This is a genomic window from Mesorhizobium sp. B1-1-6 (assembly GCF_006443035.1).
In the GTDB taxonomy this organism is placed as follows: Bacteria; Pseudomonadota; Alphaproteobacteria; order Rhizobiales; family Rhizobiaceae; genus Mesorhizobium.
On the sequence record NZ_VFWR01000005.1, the window covers coordinates 239,903 to 262,933 of the forward strand.

Genomic DNA, 23,031 nt, shown 5'->3' on the forward strand with positions numbered 1-23,031 from the left:
GCCGGCTGCCTGCGGGGCAGCCGGCGCAACCCCGACCATACCAAAGGAAGATGTCGAATGGCACGGGCTTCGCCCTATCCCATGGCCAATGACCTCCCGGGGCGCAGTGCCGCCGGATGGCTGGCGCTGGCATGGGCGAGCTTCATTGTGCTGCCATGGTACCAAGTCGAAGGCGGCTTGCTTTCCTTTGACTGGCTGGCGCGTCCGGCGGAGGCGGCACCAGCGATCCTGCTGTCGCTGAACGGCCGGCTCTGGCTGCTCCCCTTGGTCCTGCCACTTCTCCTGGCAAGCTGGCTCGTCGCGCGCCGGAACCTCCCCGGCCTGGCGGCGGCGGGCGCTGCCGGTCTCGCCTGGCTGGCGGTCGAGGGTTTTTCCATCATCCATTCGGGTTGGGGATTTGCCTGGCTTGGGCATCTCGCCAGTACGCCGGGGCCGGTGCAGCCGGGTCTCGGCTGGGGTGCCGTGCTGTACGCGGTGGCGATGCTGATGTTCATCGCCGAGGCGCTGGCCGCGCGTGGCTGGTGCAAGGGCGACCGTTTTGTCGTCGGCTCGCTGCTGATCGTGATCGCTTCGCTGATCCTGTTCGTGGCTTATCCGCTGTTGTCGATCCTCGCTTCCGCCATCGAGGACAATGACGGCAATGTCGTGCCGGCTCTGTTTGCCGAAAAGCTGTTCAGTGCCAACATCTGGAGCCTGCGCTGCCTCTACGGCGACGGTTCCTGCGGGGTGGCGTGGAATACGGTGGCGATCGCGGTGATGGTGGGATTCTTCTGCACGGCGCTAGGCCTGGCGCTGGCGCTGATTGCGTTGCGCACCAGGCTGCCTGCCAAATGGCTGCTGCGCGGCCTCTCCATCCTGCCGATCATCACGCCGCCTTTCGTCATCGGCCTGGCGCTGATCCTGTTGTTCGGCCGGGCCGGCATCGTCACCAATCTTTTGTCAGAACATCTCGGTATTCCGCGCAGCCGCTGGATCTACGGCATGGCCGGCATCACCATCGCGCAAGTGCTGGCTTTCACGCCGATCGCCTTCCTGGTCCTGGCCGGCGTGCTGCAGGGCGTCAGCCCGAGCATGGAGGAGGCCTCGCAGACCTTGCGCGCCAGCCGTTGGCGCACTTTCAGCACAATCACCTGGCCGCTGATCCGCCCGGGGCTGGCCAGCGCCTTCCTGATCTCGTTCATCGAGAGCATGGCCGACTTTGCCAACCCGCTGGTGCTGGGCGGCAACTTCAACGTGCTGTCGACGGACATCTTCTTTGCGGTGGTGGGCGCTGCGCATGATCAAGGCCGTGCGGCGGTGCTGGCGATCGTGCTTCTGGGATTCACGCTCGCCGCCTTCGTCATCCAGCGCCGCTGGATCGGCAGCCGCAGCTACGTCACCGTCGCCGGCAAGGGCGATGGCGGTGTGCCGGCCACGCTGCCCAAGGGCTTGCGCATCGGCTGCTACGCCGCCGTCGTTCCCTGGTTGCTTCTGACCGTCGTGGTCTATGGCATCATCCTGGGCGGCGGCTTCGTGCAATCGATCGGCCGCGACAACACGCCGACGCTCGAATATTTCCTCACCGCTTTCTCCGTCGAGAAAGGCGTCAATGGCTGGTTCCTGAGCGGGTCGGCCTGGCCGTCGCTGCTGATGACCATCGGCCTTGCGCTGGTGGCGATGCCGTTCACCGCCGCGCTCGGCATCCTGACCGCCTATCTGCTCGACCGGCAGCATTTCGCCGGGCGCACGATGTTCGAATTCCTCGCCATGATGAGCTTTGCCATTCCCGGCACGGTCGTCGGCGTCAGCTATATCCTCGCCTTCAACGTGCCGCCGGTGCAACTGACCGGCACCGGACTGATCATCGTCATCTCGTTCATCTTCCGCAACATGCCGGTGGCGATCCGCGCCGGCCTCGCCAATCTGGGGCAGATAGACAAGAGCCTGGACGAGGCATCGCTGACACTGGGCGCGCGTTCCTTCGCCACCTTGCGGCGGGTGATCCTGCCGATCCTGAAGCCGGCGATCGTGACCGCGATGATCTACAGTTTCGTGCGTGCGGTGACCGCCGTCAGCGCCGTCATCTTCCTGGCGACCGGCCGCTTCAATCTCGCCACCGTCTATATCGTCGGGCGAGCCGATGTCGGCGAATACGGCATCGCCATCGTCTATTCGGCGGTGCTGATCGTCGTCATGATGATCATTCTGATCGCCATCCAGCTGCTGGTCGGGGAACGCCGGCTTGGCCGGCGCCGGGCCGAGGCGCAAGCCGTGGTGGCACCAATCTGATCGGGAGAAGCGTATGGATCAAACGGCGAAGAACGCTGCCCCCGGCGTGGTGGACAGACCGGCAGTGCGTTTCGAGGGCGTCACCAAGAAATACGGCGCCGTCACTGCCGTCGACAATGTCAGCTTCGACATCGCACCGGCCAGCCTGGTGACGCTGCTGGGACCCTCCGGCTGCGGCAAGACGACGACGCTCAGGCTGATTGCCGGGCTTGAGCACGCAAGCCACGGGCGCATCGTAATCGACGGCAAGGACGTCACCTTGCTGTCAGCCGCAGAGCGCGACGTCAGCATGGTCTTCCAGTCCTATGCGCTGTTCCCGCACATGAACGTCATGGAAAATGTCAGCTACGGCCTGCGGGCGACGGGGCTCGGCAAGGTTGAGGCAGCAGGGCGCGCCGCCGAGAAGCTGGCACAGGTCGGCCTGTCCGGCTACGAGAAGCGCCAGCCGAGCGAACTTTCGGGCGGCCAGCAGCAGCGCGTGGCCGTGGCGCGCGCCATCGTGCTGGAGCCGAAGGTGCTTTTGTTCGACGAGCCGCTGTCCAATCTCGATGCCAAGCTGCGCCGGCGCGTGCGCGATGAGATCCGCGGTCTTCAGCAGGACCTCGCGCTGACCGTGGTCTATGTGACGCATGACCAGGAGGAGGCGCTGGCCGTGTCCGATCGCATCATCGTCATGAACGCTGCCCGCGTCGCCCAGGACGGAACCCCGCGCGACCTCTACAACGAACCCAGGAACTCTTTCATCGCCGATTTCATGGGCGACGCCAACCTGCTCGATGTCGAGGTTCTCGCCAGCAATGGGACGAATGCCGAGGTAAAGGTCGGGCCGCTGCGGCTCGACATGCGGCATCGCGGCATCGCGGCGGGGCCGGCGGTGCTGGCCGTCCGGCCGAATGCCGTGCGCCTCGTCGCCGGCCAGCCGGCAGCCGGCGGGATGAGAGGGCGCGTGGTCAAGAGTTCTTATCTCGGCGACCACATGGAATACCGCGTCGCGATAAACGATCCGGCGGTCGAGCTGTTTGCGACGTCGCCGGTCGTCACACCCGCCCTGCCGGAAGGCAGCGTCGTCGCGGTCGATTTCGATCCGGCAAAGATCGTGCTGATAGCGCGCGACAAGTCCTAGCGCACACCGCTACCGGTGCGCCTGATACGAAAATAGTGGTTCTCGACGTTCCATGTCGATGTTACGAATCTCTGTGCATTCCGAATGTGCGCTTGTGACCATGTGTCCTGGCACTTTGGAACTGTGGCGAGCACAGGACGTATTCTTCACGCGGGACCAGACGGTGCACTCGAAGCCGTCACAGGGCCGCAATGGGCGTTTTCGACAGTGGCCACAAGGGAGGAAATACCAGTGAAAGCATCCTATCTCATCTCAGCCGCGCTGCTTGTGGGTACCGCGATGCCAGCGGCGGCAGCCGAAATTTCCGACGGCAAGGTCAAGATCGGCATCCTCAACGACCAGTCGGGTGTCTATGCCGATTTCGGCGGCAAATGGTCCGTCGAGGCGGCCAAGATGGCTGTCGAGGATTTCGGCGGCAAGGTCCAGAATGCGCCTATCGAGGTCATCAGTGCCGACCACCAGAACAAGCCGGACATCGCCTCCAACATCGCGCGCCAGTGGTACGACACCGAGCAGGTCGATGCCATAATGGAACTGACCACCTCCTCGGTGGCGCTCGCCGTGCAGGGACTTTCCAAGGAAAAGAAGAAGATCGACATCGTCACCGGCGCGGCTGCGACCGACCTGACCGGCAAGCAGTGCTCGCCCTATGGTTTCCATTGGGCCTACGACACCCATTCCCAGGCCGTCGGCACAGGCGGTGCCCTGGTGCAGCAAGGCGGCGACAGCTGGTATTTCATCACCGTCGACTACGCCTTCGGCTATTCGCTCGAGGAGCAGACCGCCAAGCTCGTCAAGGATCGCGGCGGCAAGGTGCTTGGTGAAGTGCGCTATCCGCTCGGCTCGACCGACTACTCATCCTTCCTGCTGCAGGCGCAATCCTCCGGCGCCAAGATCGTCGGCCTTGCCAATGCCGGTCTCGACACTTCCAACTCGATCAAGCAGGCGGCCGAATTCGGCATCGTCGCCGGCGGCCAGCGGCTCGCGGCACTTCTGTTCACGCTGGCCGAAGTGCATGGCCTTGGCTTGCAGGCGGCCCAGGGCGTCGTGCTGACCGAAGGCTATTACTGGGATCGCGACGACAAGAGCCGCGAGTTCGCCAACCGCTTCTTCAAACGCACCGGCAGGATGCCGAACATGATCCAGGCCGGGACGTATTCGGCGGTGTCGCAGTATCTCAAGGCCATCGACAAGGCCGGCACCGACGAAACCGAAGCGGTGGCCAAGGAATTGCATTCGATGCCGGTCAATGACGTCTTTACCGCCAACGGCAAGGTGCAGGCCGACGGCTCCATGGTGCACGACATGTACCTCTATCAGGTCAAGAAGCCCGAGGAGAGCAAGAAGGATTGGGACTACTACACCTATCTTGCAACCATTCCGGGCGACCAGGCCTTCATGAAGGCCACGGATAGCGGCTGCCCGCTCGTCAGCAAGTGACGACGGCAACCGCCGCGGCCGTCAGGCCTGACGGCGATGGAGCCGTGCCGCGGGTGGTGCTTTCCGCCCGCGGCCTCAGGCGCGATTTCGCCGGGTTCGTTGCGGTGAAGGATGTCGATCTCGACGTTCATCACGGCAGGATTCACGCCTTGATCGGACCCAACGGCGCCGGCAAGACCACGATCTTCAATCTTTTGACCAAGTTCCTGCAGCCGACCAGCGGCACGATTGAACTGCTCGGCACCGACATAACCCGGACACCGCCGGCCAAGGTGGCGCGGATGGGCCTCGTGCGCTCGTTCCAGATATCGGCGATCTTTCCGCATCTGAGCGTGCTCGACAATGTGCGCGTCGCACTGCAGCGGCCAGGCGGGCTGGGTTTCCAGTTCTGGCGCCCGCTTTCGGCGCTCGACCAACTGACGCCGCGGGCGCGCGAGCTTCTCGGCACGGTCGGCCTCGACGACGCGGCGCACCGGCTCGCCGGCGATCTCTCCTATGGCCGCAAGCGCGTGCTCGAGATCGCCACCACGCTGGCGCTCGATCCAAAGGTGCTGCTGCTCGACGAGCCGATGGCCGGCATGGGGCACGAGGATGTCAGCATGATCTCCGGGATCATCCGCGCCTTGGCCCGCGATCGGGCCGTGCTCATGGTGGAGCACAATCTGACCGTCGTTGCCGATCTTTGCGACTGGATCACCGTGATGCAGCGCGGCAAGGTGCTCGCCGCGGGCGACTATCCGACGGTCAGCCAGGATGAACGCGTCCGGATAGCCTATATGGGAACCGAGCATGAGTGAGCCGCTGCTTGCCGTGCGCGATCTCCATGCCTGGTACGGCGAGGGCCACGCGCTGCACGGCGTCGACCTCGATGTGTTCCGCGGCGAAACCGTGACGCTGCTTGGCCGCAACGGCGTCGGCAAGACCACGACGCTGCGCGCCATCATGGGGCTGATCCGCAAGCGCACCGGCAGTGTCGTCTTCAACGGCAACGACTTGATCGGCCTGCCCTTGCACCGTGTCGCCCACCAAGGCATCGGTTTCGTTCCCGAGGAGCGCGGCATTTTCGCCACGCTGACAGTCGACGAGAACCTGATCCTGCCGCCGGTGGTGGCCAAGGGCGGCATGAGCGTCGAGGAGATCTTCGAGCTCTTTCCCAACCTGAAGGAGCGCCGCAACAGCCCGGGCACCAGGCTATCCGGCGGCGAGCAGCAGATGCTGGCGATCGCCCGCATCCTGAGGACGGGTGTCCGGATGCTGCTCCTCGACGAGCCGACCGAAGGCCTGGCGCCGGTCATCGTCCAGCGCATCGGCGAATTGCTTGCGACGTTGAAAAAGCGCGGCATGACGATCCTGCTCGTGGAGCAGAATTTCCGTTTCGCCGCCCGCATTGCCGACCGCTTCTACCTGATGGAGCACGGCAAGGTGCTGAGCGGGTTTCCGGTCGGCGAACTGGCCGCCCACGACGCTCAACTTCACGAGGTGCTCGGAGTATGATCGCGCCATGACGATGATCTTCGGCATCCCCATCCAGGCCTTTCTCGGGCAGCTGCTGGTCGGGCTGATCAACGGTTCCTTCTATGCGATGCTGAGCCTTGGCCTCGCCGTCATCTTCGGCCTGCTGCGCATCATCAATTTCGCCCACGGCGCGCTCTACATGCTGGGCGCCTTCATCGGTTATCTGCTGCTTGTCCATCTCGGCATCGGCTATTGGCCGGCGCTGATCCTGGTGCCGCTCTCCGTCGGGCTGTTCGGCATTGCGGTCGAGCGTGCAGCGCTCTCGCGGCTCTACCAGCTCGACCCTCTCTACGGCCTGCTCTTCACTTTCGGCCTGGCCTTGGTCATCGAGGGCGTCTTCCGTTATTATTACGGCGTCTCGGGAAATCCCTATGCGGTGCCGGCGCTACTTGCGGGCGGCACCAATCTCGGCTTCATGTTCCTGCCCAACTATCGCGGCTGGGTGGTGCTGGCATCGCTTCTCGTCTGCCTGGGCACATGGCTTTTGATCGAGAAGACCAGGCTTGGCTCCTATCTGCGCGCCGCGACCGAAAATCCAGAACTGGTCCAGGCTTTCGGCGTCAACGTGCCACTGCTTTTGACACTCACCTACGGACTGGGTGCGGCACTTGCCGGTCTTGCCGGGATCTTGGCGGCTCCCGTCTACCAGGTCAGTCCGCTGATGGGGTCGGATCTGATCATCGTCGTCTTCGCCGTCGTCGTGGTCGGCGGCATGGGCTCGATCCTGGGCGCCATCGTCACCGGCTACATGCTCGGCCTTGCCGAGGGCCTGACCAAGGTGTTCTATCCCGAGGCGTCGAACCTTGTCGTCTTCGTCATCATGGCGATCGTGCTTCTGCTGCGGCCGGCCGGCCTGTTCGGAAGGGACGCGTGAGATGAGCGAGCTGACGCTTCACGAAAAGCGCGCCGCGGCCTCCGTGCGGCTGGAACGGGCCCTGGTGGCGCTGGCGGTGTTGGCGCTCATCGCCGCGCCGTTCTTCGTGTACCCGTTCTTCCTCATGAAGATGCTGTGCTTTGCGCTGTTTGCCTGCGCCTTCAACCTGTTGCTCGGCTACACCGGCCTGTTGTCCTTCGGCCACGCGACCTTCTTCGGCGGCGCAGCCTATTTCTGCGCGCATGCCGTCAAGGTATGGGGCTGGCCGCCGGAGGCAGGCATTCTGCTGGGTACCGCCGGGGCGGCGCTGCTCGGTCTCGTCATGGGCTTCTTCGCCATCCGCCGGCAAGGCATCTATTTCGCCATGATCACGCTGGCGCTGGCGCAGATGTTCTTCTTCTTCTGCGTGCAGGCACCGTTCACGCAAGGCGAGGATGGCATCCAGGGCGTTCCGCGCGGCAACCTCTTCGGCATCATCGATTTGAACGCTACGGTCAACATGTACTATGTCGTATTGGCCATCTTCCTGATCGGCGTCTTCGCCATTTGGCGGATCGTCAACTCGCCCTTCGGCATGATCCTGCGCTCGATCCGCGAGAACGAGAACCGCGCCATCTCGCTCGGCTATTCCGTCGCCAGGTATAAGCTCGCCGCTTTCGTCATGTCGGCCGCACTTGCGGGGCTTGCCGGCGCGGTCAAGGCAATCGTGTTCCAGTTCGCGACGCTCACCGACGTGACATGGCAGATGTCGGGCGAGGTGATCCTGATGTCGCTGCTTGGCGGCATCGGTACCATGGTCGGGCCGGTCGTCGGCGCCGGCTTCGTCGTCGGCCTTGAAAACACACTCGCCACCTCAGGCTTTCCGGTGACCATCGCCACCGGCCTGATATTCATGGTCTGCGTGCTCGTCTTCCGGCGCGGCATCGTCGGCGAATTCCATGCGCGGCTGCCCAGGCCGGCGGACGGTGGAAGTGGTTGATATTCATCCCGTGGCCGATCTCCCCTGCTGTCTCCAGCCATGTGGTGGGCAGTCCAGTGAGCAACCGGGAATGCAGCCTGGATGTTTATCGAAGCGCCTGCTTTACAGGCAGGTTTGGTAGCGCTACCGTCTCCGTATCGCGTGACCACATGAAGGTTGGAGGGCCGTCGCCGGGAGAGGTCAGCGGTTCCTTCGAAGAGACGTCGCGGGAATCGTTCGGGAGGAGGATCGATGGCGTCTGTCGCGATTAGCGAGGTTCACAAATCATTCGGGACCGTCGAGGTTCTGCACGGCGTCAGCGTGGACATCGACGATGGCGAATTCGTCACGCTGGTCGGGCCGTCGGGTTGCGGAAAATCAACCCTGCTCAGGATGATCGCGGGCCTGGAAAAGATTTCGCGGGGCGAGATTGCGATTGGCGAACGTGTCGTCAACAACGTTGCGCCGAAGGAACGCGACGTCGCCATGGTCTTCCAGAACTATGCGCTCTACCCGCATATGACCGTCGCCGAGAACATGGCATTCTCGCTCATGCTCAAGGGCGTTTCGAAGGCTGAGAGCGGCGCCGGCGTTCAGCGCGCTGCGGAAATTCTGGGGCTGGTGCCGCTGTTGGCGCGCTATCCCCGCCAGCTTTCCGGCGGACAGCGCCAGCGGGTTGCCATGGGGCGGGCGATCGTGCGCGATCCGGCGGTTTTCCTGTTCGACGAACCGCTGTCCAATCTTGACGCCAAGCTCAGGGTGCAGATGCGCGCCGAGATCAAGGAACTGCACCAGCGCCTGAAAACCACGACGGTCTATGTTACCCACGACCAGATCGAAGCCATGACCATGGCGGACAAGATCGTGGTCATGCATGACGGCATCGTCGAGCAGATCGGGCCGCCGCTGGAACTCTACGACAGGCCGGACAATCTCTTCGTCGCCAGTTTCATCGGCTCCCCCGCCATGAATTTGCTGCGGGGCGAAATCGCGATGGACGGATCGCCGTCCTTTCGGGGCGCGGGCGGAATTTCCGTGCCGTTGGACGCAGCATCGTCCGTCAAAGGCGGCGAGCCCGTGGTGCTGGGCATACGGCCCGAGCATTTGCGGCTGTCCGATCAAGGCATTGCGGTCACCATCGCGGTCATCGAGCCGACCGGGTCGGAGGTACAGCTCATCGGCCGGACAGCCGGCGGTGAAGAGATCGTGGCCAACTTCCGGGAACGTCATTCCTTCACGCCGGGCGAAACCATCCGGCTCACCGCCGAACCCGGGCTCATTCATCTCTTCCACGGCGAAACCGGGCAGCGACTTCAAACGCGCAGCAAGCTGTAGAGACCAAAGCAAGAGAAACAAACAGGAGGAACGAGCATGAAATTCACCAGACGTGACGTGATCCGCACGACGGCCGGCGCTGCCGCCGGCGTTTTGGGAAGCCGCTTCGCCGGCTCCCCGGCATTCGCCCAGGAGGGGCTGAAGTACAAGCCGGAGGACGGTGCGAAGCTCAGGCTGCTGCGCTGGTCGCCTTTCGTGCAGGGCGACGAGGACCAGTGGCTGAAAAACACCAAGCGGTTCACCGAAGCGACGGGCGTGGAGGTGCGTGTCGACAAGGAAAGCTGGGAAGACATTCGCCCCAAGGCAGCGGTCGCCGCCAATGTCGGTTCAGGTCCGGATCTGATGTTCGTCTGGTTCGACGACCCGCATCAGTATCCCGATAAGCTGCACGACGTGACGGAATTGGGCGAGTATCTGGGCTCGAAATACGGCGGCTGGCACGACGGACCAAAGCAATATGCTACCCGGGAAGGCAAATTCATCGGCCTGCCGCTCGCCACCATCGGAAATGCCATCGTCTATCGGGAAAGCTGGGTAAAAGAGGCCGGCTTTTCGGAGTTCCCCAAGGACACGAAAGGCTTCCTCGAACTTTGCAAGGCCTTGCAGGCGAAGGGGCATCCGGCCGGCTTCACGCACGGCCATGGTGTCGGCGATGGCAACAACTATGCGCACTGGCTGCTGTGGAGCCATGGCGGCCAGATGGTCGACGAGAGCGGCAAGGTGACGATCAACAGCCCCGAGACCCTCAAGGCGATCGAATACGCGCAGGAACTCTACAAGACTTTTATTCCCGGCACCGAAAGCTGGCTCGACGTCAACAACAATCGCGCCTTCCTGGCCGGCGAACTCAGTGTGATCGCCAATGGCATTTCCGCCTACAACACGGCCAAGATCAACAAGGACAATGATCCGAAGCTGGCGGAGATGGCCAAGGACATACGCACCACCAACCTGCCGATCGGTCCTGTCGGCAAATCCGTCGAACTGTTCCAGGTGACCACAGCCGTCATCTTCGACTACACGCCCTACCCCAACGCGGCCAAAGCCTATCTGCAATTCATGTTCGAGGACCCGCAAATGCCGGACTGGATCACCTCCTCGGCGGGCTACTGCTGCCAGACGCTCAAGGCGTTCGACAACAATCCGGTGTGGACAGCCGATCCGAACAATGCCGCTTACGCCAAGGCTTCGGCGACGCTACGGCCCAACGGCTATGCCGGGCCGCTTGGCTATGCCTCCGCGGCGACCATGGCCGACTATGTCCTGGTCGACATGTTCGCCAAGGCCGTCACGGGACAGGCCACGCCCCAGGAGGCAATGGAAGAGGCGGAAAAGCGCGCAAACCGGTATTATCGCGTTTGATCCATGCCAGCTGAGCCTGGCGGCTCTGCCCCGCGCTATCCGACCCTCCGGAAGCGCAGGGCGGCCGCCAGGCCGATCAACGAGACCCTTGCAAGGAGCCCGCCCCATGGCCGTGCCGTCCGTCGCCGCTCAGCCGCGTTCCTCGATGCTGTCGCGCCTGGCCGAGAGCAGGAACGCGCTTGGCTTCGGCTTCATGCTGCCGGCGGCGGCATTGCTGCTTGTCTTCCTGACCTATCCGCTTGGGCTCGGCGTCTGGCTCGGCTTCACCGATGCCCGCATCGGCCGTCCCGGCATCTTCATCGGCATCGAGAACTATGAATATCTGTGGAGCGACGCCGTTTTCTGGCTCTCCGTCTTCAATACCCTGCTCTACACCGTCAGCGCCTCGATCCTGAAATTCGCGCTTGGCCTTTGGCTGGCGCTTATCCTCAATCAGAACCTTCCCTTCAAATCGTTCTTCCGCGCGATTGTCCTGCTGCCGTGGGTGGTGCCGACGGTGCTCTCGGCAATCGCCTTCTGGTGGATTTACGATTCGCAGTTCTCGATCCTGTCCTGGGCGCTCCAGCAGATGGGCCTGATCGACCATCGCATCAATTTCCTCGGCGATCCGGAGAACGCGCGTGCTTCGGTGATCGCGGCCAATGTCTGGCGCGGCATCCCTTTCGTAGCCATCACGCTGCTTGCCGGCTTGCAGACAATCCCCCAATCGCTTTACGAGGCCGCCACGCTCGACGGCGCCAGCCGCTGGCAATTGTTTCGCCATGTGACGCTGCCGCTGCTCACCCCTATCATCGCGATCACGATGACGTTCTCGGTGCTGTTCACCTTCACGGATTTCCAGCTGATCTATGTGCTGACCCGCGGCGGACCGGTAAATGCCACCCATCTGATGGCGACGCTGTCGTTCCAGCGCGGCATTTCGGGCGGCCAGCTCGGCGAGGGCGCTGCGATCGCGGTCGCCATGATCCCATTCCTCCTTGCCGCAATCCTGTTCAGTTATTTCGGCTTGCAACGCCGTAAATGGCAGCAGGGGGGCGGAGACTGACATGGCTGCGACCAGGAAGACAAAACAGCCGCAGCTCGATGAAGGCGGCATGGGCTATTTGCAGAGCGTGCCGCGCCGTGTGGTGACGGTCTATCTCCCCCTGCTCGTGTTCGTCATCGTGCTCTTATTCCCGTTCTACTGGATGACCATCACAGCGGTTAAGCCCAATGTCGAAATGACCGACTATGCCAATTTCAACCCGCTCTGGGTCGTGCATCCGACATTGGAGCACATCCGCTATCTTCTCTTCGAGACGTCCTATCCGGGCTGGCTGCTCAACACGATCATCATTTCGACCGCCGCCACTTTCCTGTCGCTGTTGGCGTCGGTTTTCGCGGCCTATGCGATCGAGCGGCTGCGGTTCTCCGGGGCACGGCAGGTCGGCCTCGCGGTGTTCCTCGCCTATCTCGTGCCGCCCTCGATACTGTTCATCCCCTTGTCGGTGATGGTGTTCAACCTCGGGCTTTATGACACACCCTTCGCGCTCATCCTCACCTACCCGACCTTCCTGATCCCCTTCTGCACCTGGCTGCTGATGGGTTACTTCCGCTCCATCCCGTTCGAACTGGAAGAATGTGCGCTCATAGACGGGGCAAGCCGCTGGCAGATCCTGAGCAAGATCGTGCTGCCCCTGTCGGTGCCAGGCCTGATCTCGGCGGGCATATTCGCATTCACCCTGTCATGGAACGAGTTCATCTATGCCTTGACGTTCATCCAGTCGTCCGAAAACAAGACCGTGCCGGTCGGGGTGCTCACCGAACTCGTCCGCTCCGACGTCTATGAGTGGGGTGCCCTGATGGCGGGCGCGCTGATCGGATCCCTGCCGGTCGTCGTGCTTTATTCGTTCTTCGTCGAGCACTATGTCTCCTCGATGACCGGCGCGGTGAAGGAATAGCGCCGCCCCGATGCCGCGGGCGCTTTTCCTGGAATGCCCTAGCCCAGGCTTTTGCCGTAGCGGGCAAAGCTTTCGGCCAGGACGGTCGTGCTCGCACCGGCCCGTTCGGGCCGTTTGTAGATGCCGCCTTCGACGCGGATCGGCTCCTCGAAGTGATCCTTGATCCAGGGGATGTATTCGAGGATCGTCGATGCAGGATGCCAGTAGCTCAGATGCACATGCACCTGGCTCATCTCCCCTGCATGCGGAACGACGGGAAGCCGATGCGCCAGTGCCAGGTCCGCGACCTGGATGTATTCGGTTATTCCTCCGAGCCGCGTGACGTCCGGCTGGACGTAGGCGACGGCTCCTGCATCGACGAAGGAGCGGAACGCGTCGATGGTGTAGAGCTGCTCGCCGAGCGCGATCGGGATCGATGTATTGCGCGCGAGCGTCGCGTGGCTGGCGACATCGTCATACCAGAGCGGCTCCTCGAACCAGTAGATATCGAGGTCGCGCGCCAGCGCGCAGAACCGCTGGCAGGTCGGAAGATCCCACTTGCCGTTGCCGTCGATTGCGATCCGGATCCTTGATCCGACACGTTTGCGCACAGCCGCCAGGCGCTCGACGTCGACATTTGGGTCGTCATGGCCGACCTTGATCTTGATGCGTGTGAATCCATCCTCCTCGACGGCTTTCGCGGAGCCGCGCAGCAACGTGTCCAGGTCGAACGAAATCCAGCCGATATCGGTATTGTAAGCCTCCAGGGCATCGGTGCGCGCGCCGCCGAGATAACTCCACAGCGGCAGGCCCGCCCATTTCGCCTTCAGATCCCACAGCGCGATATCGATTGCAGCCAGCGCCAGATGCGTGATGCCGGCCCGACCGACCCATTGAAGCGAAGGATGGCGCGCAAGCCTGGTCCATAGGCGCTGATGATCCGAGGCGTCTTCGCCTACCAGAAGCGGCGCGTAACACTCGCCGATGCAGGACGTTATCAGCCGGTCGGCGGCCAGATGGGCATGCGTGCCGGTGAAGCCATAACCTTCCAGCCCGTCCGTGGTGACGATCTTGGCACCCACGACACCCCAATGGGTGATGCTGTGGGTCGAGTCCGAAATGGAGTCCGAGGTGAGTGGAAGATGGAGAATGAACGGGCGGACGGAGGCGATTTTCATCTATGACCCTTGGCGGATATGAATTTGTCAATGAAGGAGCTGCGAGAGGAATTCGCGTGCACGCTGATGCTTCGGGGCTGCGAAGAAGTCCTTCGGCGTGGCCTCCTCGAGTATCCGGCCCTTGTCCATGAAGACGACCCGGTCGGCCACCTGGCTGGCGAAGCCCATTTCATGCGTCACACAGATCATCGTCATGCCTTCGGAGGCCAGCGAGACCATGGTGTCGAGCACTTCCTTGACCATTTCCGGATCGAGAGCCGAGGTCGGTTCATCGAAGAGCATGATCCTGGGTTGCATGCAGAGCGCGCGGGCGATCGCGACGCGCTGCTGCTGGCCGCCGGAAAGCTGGGACGGATACTTGTCCGCCTGATCTGCGATCCGTACCTTGTGCAACATCTCCAGCGCTCTCTCCGAAGCGTCCTTGCGGGATTTTCCGAGCACGCGGACGGGCGCCAGCGTACAGTTCTCGATCACCTTGAGATGCGGGAAGAGGTTGAACTGCTGGAACACCATGCCGATGTCCCGGCGCGGAACCATACGTCCGTGGGACTTCTCGACCAGCGGTTTGCCGTCGATTTCCACCGAGCCTTGCTGCAGGTCTTCCAAGCCGTTGATGCAGCGGATCAAGGTCGACTTGCCTGAGCCAGACGGCCCGCAGACGACAATCTTTTCGCCCTTCGCCACATCAAGGCTGACGTGATCGAGCGCCTGAAACCCGCCGAACATCTTCACTGCATCGCGCAGTTTCACAAAGGCGCTGCCGTTGGCGTGCATGAACTCCTCCTTGTTGCGAGGTTGGCTTGTAACCCGAAAGACCGAAATCGGAAAATAAAAAATTTTCTATTTTTAATTTTTCTGTTGCGCCGAACCGGAACCTGACCGATGCTTGGCCCATGAGCATGATCAAGACGACATTGGCCGAGCAGGCCTACCAGGAGCTGCGCTCGCGGATTGTCGGCGGCAGGCTGGCAGGCGGGCAGCGCCTGTTGCCTAACGAATTGGCGGCGGAACTGGGCATCAGTCCCACGCCTGTCAAGGAAGCCTGCCTGCGGCTGGAGGCGGACGGGCTTCTCGTCAATTCCTCGCGGCGCGGCATGGTGGTCCGCAGCTTCAACGAGGAAGCCGTCGAGGAATTATACGCGGCCAGGACACTGCTCGAGAAAGGGGCCGTGGAAGCAGCCTTCGACGCAGGACGGCTCGATGAGGCGCTGCGGGCGAAGCTCCAAGACAGCCTGGAAAACCACAGGCGCTTCGCCAAAGGGTCGTCGCTCGACGATCTGGCGAAGGCGCTCTCCCATGACCGGGCCTTCCACAGTTCGCTCGTCGGCGCCGCGGGGATACCGATGATCTCCGAGGTCCACTCCCGCATTGTCGGCCAGACGCATACGGTCTTCGTCTCGATTCCAGGCGATTACAGCCGCTCGGTCGAGGAGCACCAGGATATTCTCGATGCCATCGTCGCCGGCAAGAAGAGCCAAATCCTCGCGGCGCTTCAGCGACATCTCGAGAGAAGCCGGCAGAACACCTTGCGCCAGGTAAAAGTCCTTGCGCGAGCGATCGAACCGAACCTTGTTTGAAGACCGGGGACGAGTGTGGGGTACCTAGATTTTTCCGGGACATTCGCGCGCGGCGACCTGTTCGTGCACGCCGCCATGCTGACTGTCGGCCTGTCGGCCGCCGCGCTGGCTCTGGGCATGTGCGTCGGCATCGTCGGCGCCCTGATGAGACTTTCGAGCTCGAAAATCCTCTCCTCAATCGCGGCCGCCTATGTGGAGATCATCCGCAACACGCCGTTTCTGGTGCAGATCTATATCATCTATTTCGGCCTGCCCTCGGTCGGCATCCGCATTTCGGAAGTGACGGCGGCCATCCTCTCCCTGACGCTCTACGCGGGCGCCTATATCACCGAGATCGTCCGTGCCGGCATCCAGACGATCGGCAAGGGACAGCGAGAGGCGGCGCACACGCTTGGCATGTCACCGTATCTCACCTTCCGCTATGTCGTTCTGCTGCCGGCGATTTCAGCGATCTTCCCGGCACTGACCAGCCAGTTCATCCTGATCATGCTGGCGTCCAGCGTCGTTTCCGTCATCTCCGTCCCGGAACTGACCGGCGTCGCCAATGATGTGCAGGGCCTGACCTTCCGAAGCCTGGAAGCCTATCTCGTGGTCGCGGCCATCTACCTTGTCCTGACGGCTGCATTCAAAGGCGTCTTCGCACTGATTGAGCGTGCCCTCTTCTCCTTCCGCTTTGCAGGGCGATGACGATGTTCCAGACATTCAACCTCCATCATGTCGGGTTTCTGCTGCAATGTGCGACGTGGACGGTCGTCCTCTCGGGAATTGCGCTTGCAGGCGGCGCCATCGGCGGATCGATTATCGCCCTCATGCGCCTCTCCCGCTTCGCCTGGATGCGCTGGATCGCACAGGCCTATATCTATGTCATCCAGGGAACGCCTCTGCTCGTCATTCTCTTCATCGCCTATTTCGGCGTCGCCAATCTCGGCTATGACCTTCCGGCGATCTACGCGGCCGGCCTTGGATTTACGCTCTACAGCAGCGCGTTCCTCGGCGAGATCTGGCGCGGGTCGATCCAGTCGATCAACAAGGGGCAATGGGAAGCGTCGTTCGTGCTGGCGCTTGACTGGCGGCACACGATGACCGACGTCATCATCCCGCAGGCGCTTCGCGTCGCCATTCCTCCGACGGTCGGCTTCTCCGTTCAGGTCGTCAAGAACACCGCGCTTGCTTCGGTCGTCGGCTTTATCGAACTGACGAGAGCAGGACAGATCGTCTCCAGCGCCACGTTCCAGCCGCTGCCCGTCTATCTGACGGTCGCGGCCATCTACTTCGGCATCTGCTCCATACTGTCCCATGCCAGCCGCCGCCTGGAGCGCCGCCTGCAGCAGGCAGCCAACTGAAGATCCGGTTCATCACACCAGGGAGGAAAGTATCATGCTATTGAAGAGACTTGCTGTCGGGGTCGCCGCGATGCTGGCGATGATATTGCCCGCAAAGGCCGAGAGCACGCTGGACGCCATCGTGCAGCGCGGCACCATCAATGTCGGCGTCGGCCTTGGAACGCCGCCTTATGGCCTGATGGACAGCAGCATGCAGCCCGACGGCTATGACGTGTCCGTAGCAAAGGCAATCGCCCGCGATCTCGGCGTCAAGGTCAACATCGTCGACACGACGGCAGCCAACCGCATCCCGAACCTGACTTCGGGCAAGCTCGACATCGTGATCTATTCGTTCTCGATCACCGCCGAGCGCGCCAAGGCCATCGCGTTCACCAACACCTACTATGTCGACCAGCAGGTCTATGTCGGTCCCGCCGACCAGCCGATCACCAAGATCGAGGATCTGGCCGGCAGGAAGATCGGCGTGACGCGGGCCAGCACGAACGACATCGTCATGACCAAAAAGGCCGTCGAAGGCGCACAGATCCAGCGCTATGACGATGACGCGTCGACGTCCCAGGCGCTGTTCGCAGGTCAGGTCGAAGGCATCGTGACCAGCGGAGCGCTTGCCCGCGCCGTCGAGGAGCACGATCCCAACCTCAAGAAGCAGTTCGTCGTGGCGCAGGCGCCGATGGGCATAGGCCTGCGCCGCAACGACCCGGACTTCCTGCACTGGCTGAACACGGAGCTCTTCATGCTCCAGTCTACAGGTGAGCTGCAGGCCCTGCAGAAAAAATGGATGGGTGTCGAAGTCGACCTGCCCCGCTTCTGAGAATGACTGGATCCGGGACTCCCCCGGATCCACACATGCCGCTGCGATCGGTTTATCGAAGGTTTTTCCATGAAAATCACGGATGTGAAGGTGCGCTGCTGCCAGCGCAAACCAGGCGATTTTGCCGCCAGCGCGTTTCGAACCGGGGATTTCGCGAAGTTCGAATTTCTCACCGTCACCATGATGACGGACACCGGGCTCGAGGCAACCGCCTTCGGGTTCGCCGGTCGTTCGGCGGCGGGCGCCGGCAGGCTGATTGCCGACACGCTGCGTCCGTTCTTCATCGGCCGTGACCCGCTCGACCGGGAAAAGGCATGGCACGATTTCCGGGTGGCCGACCGCTGGTGGGGCCACTTGCCGATCTATGCCTACGGACCATTCGACACCTGCCTCTGGCTGCTGTCGGCCACCGCCGCCGGGCAGCCTCTCTACAAATATCTCGGCGCCTTCCGCGAACGCGTGCCGGTCTATGGCAGCTCGATGATCCTGTCGGGGCCGCAGGACTATGTGAAAGAGGCGCTGCGCGCCAGGGCCGAAGGGTTGCGGGCCTACAAGCTCCATACACCCGGTCTCGATCTCGACTACGATATCGACGTCCATCGCCAGGTCCGCGCCGCCGTCGGGCCGGATTTCACGCTGATGTCGGATCCGGTCTCGATGTTCAATCTCGAGCAGTCGATCCGCTTCGGTCGCGAGTTGGAAAGGCTCGACTTCTACTGGCTGGAAGAGCCTTTATACGACGAGGACGTTCATTCGCTGCGGGAGCTCGCCCGCACCCTCGAAATCCCGCTCGTCGGGACAGAAGTCCTTGCGAAGCACCCTTACAGCATCGCCGAATGCATCTCGACGCGTGTCGTCGATCGCGTCCGGGCAGACGTTTCCTGGACGGGCGGCGTCACGGGCGTCATGAAGACGGCCCGCCTCGCCGAAGCCTTCGGCGTCAATTGCGAGATCCATACCGCCATCTTCCACCCGATGGAGATCGTCAACCTGCATTGCGCCGCGGCGATCAAGAACTGCGACTTCTTCGAAGTGCTCTATCCAATGGAGAACTTCGCCTTCGGCCTCAAGCAGCCGCTGCCGATCAAGGACGGCTACGCCGCGCCGCCGTCAGCCCCCGGCCTCGGGGTCGAGATCGACTGGGATGCCATCGACAACAGCACGATCTGTGAGGCCTGAGCGCCATGATGAAAGCTGTCTGCCTCGAGGAACCCGGCAAGATCTCGCTGGTCGAATCGCCCGAACCAAAACCGGGCCCGGGCGAAGTGGCGGTGCGGATGGAGTATGTGGGGTATTGCGGTTCCGACCTGACGTCGTTTCGCGGCCTCAATCCGCTGATCTCCTACCCGCGCGTCCTGGGCCATGAAATCTCCGGCACCATCTCGGCGCTCGGCGACGGCGTCAGCGCGCTTGCGGTCGGCCAGTCCGTGACTATTCTTCCCTATTTCAATTGCGGCAGGTGCCATGCCTGCCGCCTTGGCAGGCCGAACGCCTGCAAGGACAACCGGACGATGGGCGTCCAGCGCGAGGGCGCGATGGCCTCGATCATCGTCGTTCCCGCGGGCAAGGTCATTCCGGTCGAGGACATGCGCCAGCGGGACCTCGCGCTGATCGAGCCGCTTGCCGTCGGCTTCCATGCCGTCCGCCGCTCCGAGCTTTCGGCTGGAGAAACCGTCGTCATCCTTGGCTGCGGCGTCATTGGGCTCGGCGCCTTGCTCGGCGCTGTCAGGCGGGGCTCACGCGTGATCGCAGTGGACCTTAGCGCCGACAAACTCGCCGTTGCCAAGGTGCTCGGCGCCACTGACACCATCGATGCGTCGCGCGAAGATGTCCTGGCGCATGTCCTGGAACTGACCAGTGGGGACGGTCCGCAGGTCGTCATCGAGGCGGTCGGCGCGGATGCGACCTTTCGGCAGGCGATCGATCTCGTGGCGTCCTGCGGCCGGGTCGTCTATGTCGGCTACGCCAAGAACAAGATCGCTTACGACACCAAGTTCTTCCTGCTCAAGGAGATGGATATCCGCGGGTCGCGCGGCTCCGAGATCGCCGATTTCCACGATGTTATCGGCTATCTGAAGCAACATCGGGACGCCGGCGACCGCATCGTCTCACGCGTCGTGCCAATCGAGGAAGCCGGTGCGGCCATGCAAGCCTGGGACAAGAACCCCGGAGGCTTCACCAAGATCGTCGTCCGGATCGAAGCGAAGGAAGACGCATGAGCATCAAGGATATCTTCGGGCTGGAGGGGCAGCATGCGCTGGTGACCGGCGGCGGAAGCGGTCTCGGCCTTGCGATCGCCACCTGTTTCGTCGAAGCCGGCGCCAAGGTGACGATCGTCGGCACCAACGCCGCGAAGCTCGCTGCCGCCTGCGAGACGCTGGGGCCTTCCGCCACGAGCCATGTCTTCGACGTGACCGACACTGCCGGTGCCACGGGTTTCGCCAGCGAGGTGGAAAAAAAGTCCGGACGCGTCTCGATCCTCGTCAACAATGCCGGCAACACGGTCAAGAAGCCGCTCGGCGAGATGAGCGTCGAGGCTTTCAATTCGGTGCTGAACGTCCATGTCGGCGGCGCCTTCGCCCTCTCGCGCGCCTTCCTGCCGCAGGTGACGGAAGCAAGGGGCAGCATTCTTTTCACCGCCTCGATGAGCTCTTTCCTCGGCATTCCCAACGTGATCGGCTATTCGGCGGCGAAAGCCGCCTATGTCGGCATGGTGAGGGCGCTCGCGACCGAACTTGCGCCCAGCGGGATACGCGTCAACGGTGTGGCACCAGGCTGGATCGACACCGCGCTTCTACGCCAGGCCACCGCAGCCGATCCGGAAAGGGCGCGCAAGATCAACAGCCGCATTCCCATGGGTCGTTTCGGCGAGGGCGCCGATATCGGCTGGGCCATGACCTATCTCGCCTCACGCGCCTCAGCCTATGTGACCGGCCATATACTGGTGGTCGACGGCGGCGCGCTGCACGGCTTCTGACACCATAGTTTTTCGAGGGAGAAAACAGATGACGACCGATACTGACAAGGCGATCTTCGAAGTCATCCGCAAGGAACTCTTCACGGCCGTCGTCGGCGACGTGCTCGATGTAATGGGCCACCGCCGGCAGTTCCTGCCGGCCGGGATCGTGCCGTTGCAGCCGGAGATGAAAGTCATCGGCCGCGCGATGCCGGTGCTGGAGGCGGACGTGTTTTCCGGCGGTTCGCCGGATGCGCACGGTCCGCTCGCGAACAAACCGTTCGGCCTCATGATGGAAGCGCTGGACAGCCTGACGGAGAACGATGTCTACATCGCCAGCGGCTCCTCCTTCCGCTACGCGCTGTGGGGCGGGCTGATGTCCACCAGGGCCCAGAAGCTGAAGGCTGCCGGCGCCGTCCTCAACGGCTATATCCGCGACTCCTGGGAAATCGAAGAGCTCGGCTTTTCGGTCTTCTCGCGCGGCATCTATGCCCAGGACCAGGGCCCGCGAGGCAAGGTGATCGACTATGGCTGCCCAATCGAGATCGAAGGCATCCTGGTAACGCCCGGCGACCTGATCTTCGGCGACCGCGAGGGCGTGCTTGTGATCCCGCGCGAGGCGGAAAAGGAAGCGATCGAGCGCGCGATCGAGAAGGTCAGCACAGAGAACAAGGTCGCAACCGCGATCCGCGACGGCATGAGCGCCTGCGAAGCCTTCCGTACCTTCGGCGTCATGTGAGCCGACGATGGACGATCCTCGTCTGCTCCTGCTCTGCGATCACGACAATGTGCTGGTCGCCTGCCGGCGCATCGAAGCCGGTGAGACCATCATCGTTGGCGGCGAGTCGCGCATTCTGATCAAGGCCGTGGAGCTCGGCCACAAGCTGGCGCGGCTGCCGATCGCCCCGGGGATGAAGGTCATCAAATACGGCGTCCCGATCGGCTCGGCGACGCGGTCGATCGGACCCGGCGAGCACGTCCATATTCACAATCTGAAGAGCGACTACACCAAAACGCACGTAATAGCGGAGACCGGATCATGACCGGCGAACAGTCCACCATCCTCGGCTATCTCAGGCCGGACGGTCGCAAGGGCATCCGCAACATTGTGATCGTGGCCTATCTGGTAGAGTGCGCGCATCATGTCGGTCGCGAAATTGTCTCCCATTTCCGCGGCAGGGACGTGCATCTGATCGGCTTTCCAGGCTGCTTTCCCAATCCCTATGCGCAGCGGATGATGGAGCGTCTGTGTACGCATCCCAATGTCGCCGCGGTACTGCTGCTGTCACTGGGATGCGAAAGCTTCAACAAATTCTCGCTCGCCCGCACCGTCGAGGCAAGCGGACGGCCGGTGGCCACGCTGACGATCCAGGAAAACGGCGGTACTTTGTCGACGATTTCCGACGGCATCGAATGGGTCGGGCAACGCCTGCAAGAGCTGGGCGCGGTCGCGAGAGTGCCAATGGATGCGAGTGAACTTATTGTCGGCACGATCTGCGGCGGGTCGGACGGCACCAGCGGCATGACCGGCAACCCCGCCGCCGGCCTTGCCTTCGATCGGCTGGTCCGTGCGGGAGCAGCCTGTATTTTCGAGGAGACCGGCGAGCTGATCGGCTGCGAAGAGATCATGGCGAGCCGTGCCGTGACGCCTGAACTCGGCGTCGAGCTGCGCGCCTCCGTGGCAAAGGCAGCGCAATACTACGCGACGCTAGGCTATGGCAGTTTCGCTCCGGGCAATGCCGATGGCGGCCTATCCACCATCGAGGAGAAATCGATGGGTGCCTATGCCAAATCGGGCTCGTCGCCGATTTCGGGCCTCATCAAGCCGGGCGACATTCCCCCTGGCGGCGGACTCTACCTGATGGATGTCGTGCCGGACGGGGACGTGCGTTTTGGCTTCCCCAACATCTCGGACAATGCCGAGATCGTGGAGCTCATCGCTTCCGGTTGTCACCTCACGCTCTTCGTCACCGGCCGCGGTTCGGTCTCGGGGTCGGCGGTCGCACCGGTCATAAAGATCTGCGCCAATCCCGAAACATACCGTCGCCTGTCGGGCGACATGGACGTCGATGCCGGACGTATCCTCGAAGGGGCCGCCATCTTGTCGGATGTCGGCGACGAAATCTTCAATCTGGTTCTTGCTGTCGCCAATGGCCATGCGACGAAATCCGAACAACTCGGGCACCGCGAATTCATCCTGACCTACAAGACTTTCGAACCGATCGGTCCCGCATGTCTGCCGGGCGCACAGCCAAAGGCTGGTCACCGAAGCTGAAGCTGCCGGCGTTTGCCGCATGCTTGCGAGCGTAGCTTGCGTCTGTGCTGAAGCTGCGCGATCCCTTGACCCTGAGTAAGAGCAATGCGTGGCGGGC

23 protein-coding genes are annotated in these 23,031 nt (G+C 62.6%); 21 read left to right on the forward strand and 2 right to left on the reverse strand.

All coding sequences use genetic code 11. From position 1 onward, the window contains the following. Positions 1 to 57: 57 nt before the first annotated feature. From FJ979_RS12525 to FJ979_RS12575, 11 genes are all read left to right on the forward strand, one after another. Positions 58 to 2,268, forward strand: a complete 2,211-nt coding sequence (locus FJ979_RS12525) for an iron ABC transporter permease (RefSeq protein ID WP_224619160.1) — start codon at positions 58 to 60, stop codon at positions 2,266 to 2,268. 13 nt (positions 2,269 to 2,281) lie between these two features. Next, positions 2,282 to 3,391, forward strand: coding sequence for an ABC transporter ATP-binding protein (locus tag FJ979_RS12530; protein WP_140560386.1), 1,110 nt, complete (start codon positions 2,282 to 2,284; stop codon positions 3,389 to 3,391). Between the two features lie 231 nt (positions 3,392 to 3,622). Beyond that, positions 3,623 to 4,831, forward strand: coding sequence for an ABC transporter substrate-binding protein (locus tag FJ979_RS12535; protein ID WP_140498402.1), 1,209 nt, complete (start codon positions 3,623 to 3,625; stop codon positions 4,829 to 4,831). Continuing rightward, the gene (locus FJ979_RS12540) at positions 4,828 to 5,628 is read left to right on the forward strand and encodes an ABC transporter ATP-binding protein (protein ID WP_181167435.1); all 801 of its coding nucleotides are present in this window, start codon (positions 4,828 to 4,830) and stop codon (positions 5,626 to 5,628) included. The genes FJ979_RS12535 and FJ979_RS12540 overlap by 4 nt, the downstream gene beginning before the upstream one ends. Continuing rightward, entirely contained in the window at positions 5,621 to 6,325 is a 705-nt protein-coding gene (locus FJ979_RS12545; protein ID WP_140552372.1) for an ABC transporter ATP-binding protein, read from the forward strand. The genes FJ979_RS12540 and FJ979_RS12545 overlap by 8 nt, the downstream gene beginning before the upstream one ends. Before the next feature lie 7 nt (positions 6,326 to 6,332). Further along, complete coding sequence (locus FJ979_RS12550; RefSeq protein ID WP_140581249.1) at positions 6,333 to 7,220, forward strand: branched-chain amino acid ABC transporter permease; 888 nt, start codon at positions 6,333 to 6,335, stop codon at positions 7,218 to 7,220. 1 nt (position 7,221) lies between these two features. Further along, positions 7,222 to 8,199 carry a branched-chain amino acid ABC transporter permease gene (locus FJ979_RS12555; protein WP_140566408.1) on the forward strand — a complete coding sequence of 326 codons (978 nt, stop codon included), beginning with the start codon at positions 7,222 to 7,224 and terminating at the stop codon, positions 8,197 to 8,199. A gap of 231 nt (positions 8,200 to 8,430) precedes the next feature. After that, positions 8,431 to 9,513 carry a sn-glycerol-3-phosphate ABC transporter ATP-binding protein UgpC gene (gene ugpC / locus FJ979_RS12560; protein ID WP_140581252.1) on the forward strand — a complete coding sequence of 361 codons (1,083 nt, stop codon included), beginning with the start codon at positions 8,431 to 8,433 and terminating at the stop codon, positions 9,511 to 9,513. Positions 9,514 to 9,549: 36 nt separating this feature from the next. Continuing rightward, positions 9,550 to 10,875 (forward strand): ABC transporter substrate-binding protein, encoded by a 1,326-nt coding sequence (locus FJ979_RS12565; protein ID WP_140498408.1) that lies wholly within the window; start codon positions 9,550 to 9,552, stop codon positions 10,873 to 10,875. Between the two features lie 106 nt (positions 10,876 to 10,981). After that, complete coding sequence (locus FJ979_RS12570; RefSeq protein ID WP_140498409.1) at positions 10,982 to 11,920, forward strand: sugar ABC transporter permease; 939 nt, start codon at positions 10,982 to 10,984, stop codon at positions 11,918 to 11,920. A 1-nt stretch (position 11,921) separates the two neighbouring features. Beyond that, positions 11,922 to 12,815 (forward strand): carbohydrate ABC transporter permease, encoded by an 894-nt coding sequence (locus FJ979_RS12575; RefSeq protein WP_140581255.1) that lies wholly within the window; start codon positions 11,922 to 11,924, stop codon positions 12,813 to 12,815. 38 nt (positions 12,816 to 12,853) lie between these two features. Here FJ979_RS12575 and FJ979_RS12580 read toward each other — a convergent pair whose 3' ends face one another. After that, on the reverse strand, positions 12,854 to 13,972 hold the full coding sequence (locus tag FJ979_RS12580) for a mandelate racemase/muconate lactonizing enzyme family protein (protein ID WP_140524819.1): 1,119 nt from the start codon (positions 13,970 to 13,972) through the stop codon (positions 12,854 to 12,856). A 27-nt stretch (positions 13,973 to 13,999) separates the two neighbouring features. Beyond that, entirely contained in the window at positions 14,000 to 14,746 is a 747-nt protein-coding gene (locus FJ979_RS12585) for an amino acid ABC transporter ATP-binding protein (protein WP_140581258.1), read from the reverse strand. Between the two features lie 119 nt (positions 14,747 to 14,865). On the opposite strand from FJ979_RS12585, the gene FJ979_RS12590 reads away from it, so the two are divergent. From FJ979_RS12590 to FJ979_RS12635, 10 genes are all read left to right on the forward strand, one after another. Next, entirely contained in the window at positions 14,866 to 15,549 is a 684-nt protein-coding gene (locus FJ979_RS12590) for a GntR family transcriptional regulator (protein ID WP_140581261.1), read from the forward strand. A 15-nt stretch (positions 15,550 to 15,564) separates the two neighbouring features. Then, positions 15,565 to 16,236: an amino acid ABC transporter permease gene (locus FJ979_RS12595; RefSeq protein ID WP_140581263.1), complete on the forward strand. Its 672-nt coding sequence runs from the start codon at positions 15,565 to 15,567 to the stop codon at positions 16,234 to 16,236. A 2-nt stretch (positions 16,237 to 16,238) separates the two neighbouring features. Continuing rightward, positions 16,239 to 16,892: an amino acid ABC transporter permease gene (locus tag FJ979_RS12600; protein WP_140581266.1), complete on the forward strand. Its 654-nt coding sequence runs from the start codon at positions 16,239 to 16,241 to the stop codon at positions 16,890 to 16,892. A gap of 34 nt (positions 16,893 to 16,926) precedes the next feature. Beyond that, positions 16,927 to 17,703 carry a transporter substrate-binding domain-containing protein gene (locus FJ979_RS12605; protein ID WP_181165309.1) on the forward strand — a complete coding sequence of 259 codons (777 nt, stop codon included), beginning with the start codon at positions 16,927 to 16,929 and terminating at the stop codon, positions 17,701 to 17,703. A 69-nt stretch (positions 17,704 to 17,772) separates the two neighbouring features. Continuing rightward, positions 17,773 to 18,882, forward strand: a complete 1,110-nt coding sequence (locus tag FJ979_RS12610; RefSeq protein ID WP_140514980.1) for an enolase C-terminal domain-like protein — start codon at positions 17,773 to 17,775, stop codon at positions 18,880 to 18,882. 5 nt (positions 18,883 to 18,887) lie between these two features. Continuing rightward, positions 18,888 to 19,922 carry a zinc-binding alcohol dehydrogenase family protein gene (locus tag FJ979_RS12615; RefSeq protein ID WP_140581268.1) on the forward strand — a complete coding sequence of 345 codons (1,035 nt, stop codon included), beginning with the start codon at positions 18,888 to 18,890 and terminating at the stop codon, positions 19,920 to 19,922. Then, complete coding sequence (locus tag FJ979_RS12620; protein WP_140581271.1) at positions 19,919 to 20,680, forward strand: SDR family oxidoreductase; 762 nt, start codon at positions 19,919 to 19,921, stop codon at positions 20,678 to 20,680. Before FJ979_RS12615 ends, FJ979_RS12620 begins: the two co-directional genes overlap by 4 nt. Before the next feature lie 28 nt (positions 20,681 to 20,708). Next, positions 20,709 to 21,398, forward strand: a complete 690-nt coding sequence (locus tag FJ979_RS12625; protein WP_140581274.1) for an RraA family protein — start codon at positions 20,709 to 20,711, stop codon at positions 21,396 to 21,398. A gap of 7 nt (positions 21,399 to 21,405) precedes the next feature. Continuing rightward, entirely contained in the window at positions 21,406 to 21,702 is a 297-nt protein-coding gene (locus FJ979_RS12630; protein ID WP_140498421.1) for a UxaA family hydrolase, read from the forward strand. Then, positions 21,699 to 22,934, forward strand: a complete 1,236-nt coding sequence (locus tag FJ979_RS12635; RefSeq protein ID WP_140581277.1) for a UxaA family hydrolase — start codon at positions 21,699 to 21,701, stop codon at positions 22,932 to 22,934. The genes FJ979_RS12630 and FJ979_RS12635 overlap by 4 nt, the downstream gene beginning before the upstream one ends. Positions 22,935 to 23,031: the final 97 nt, after the last annotated feature.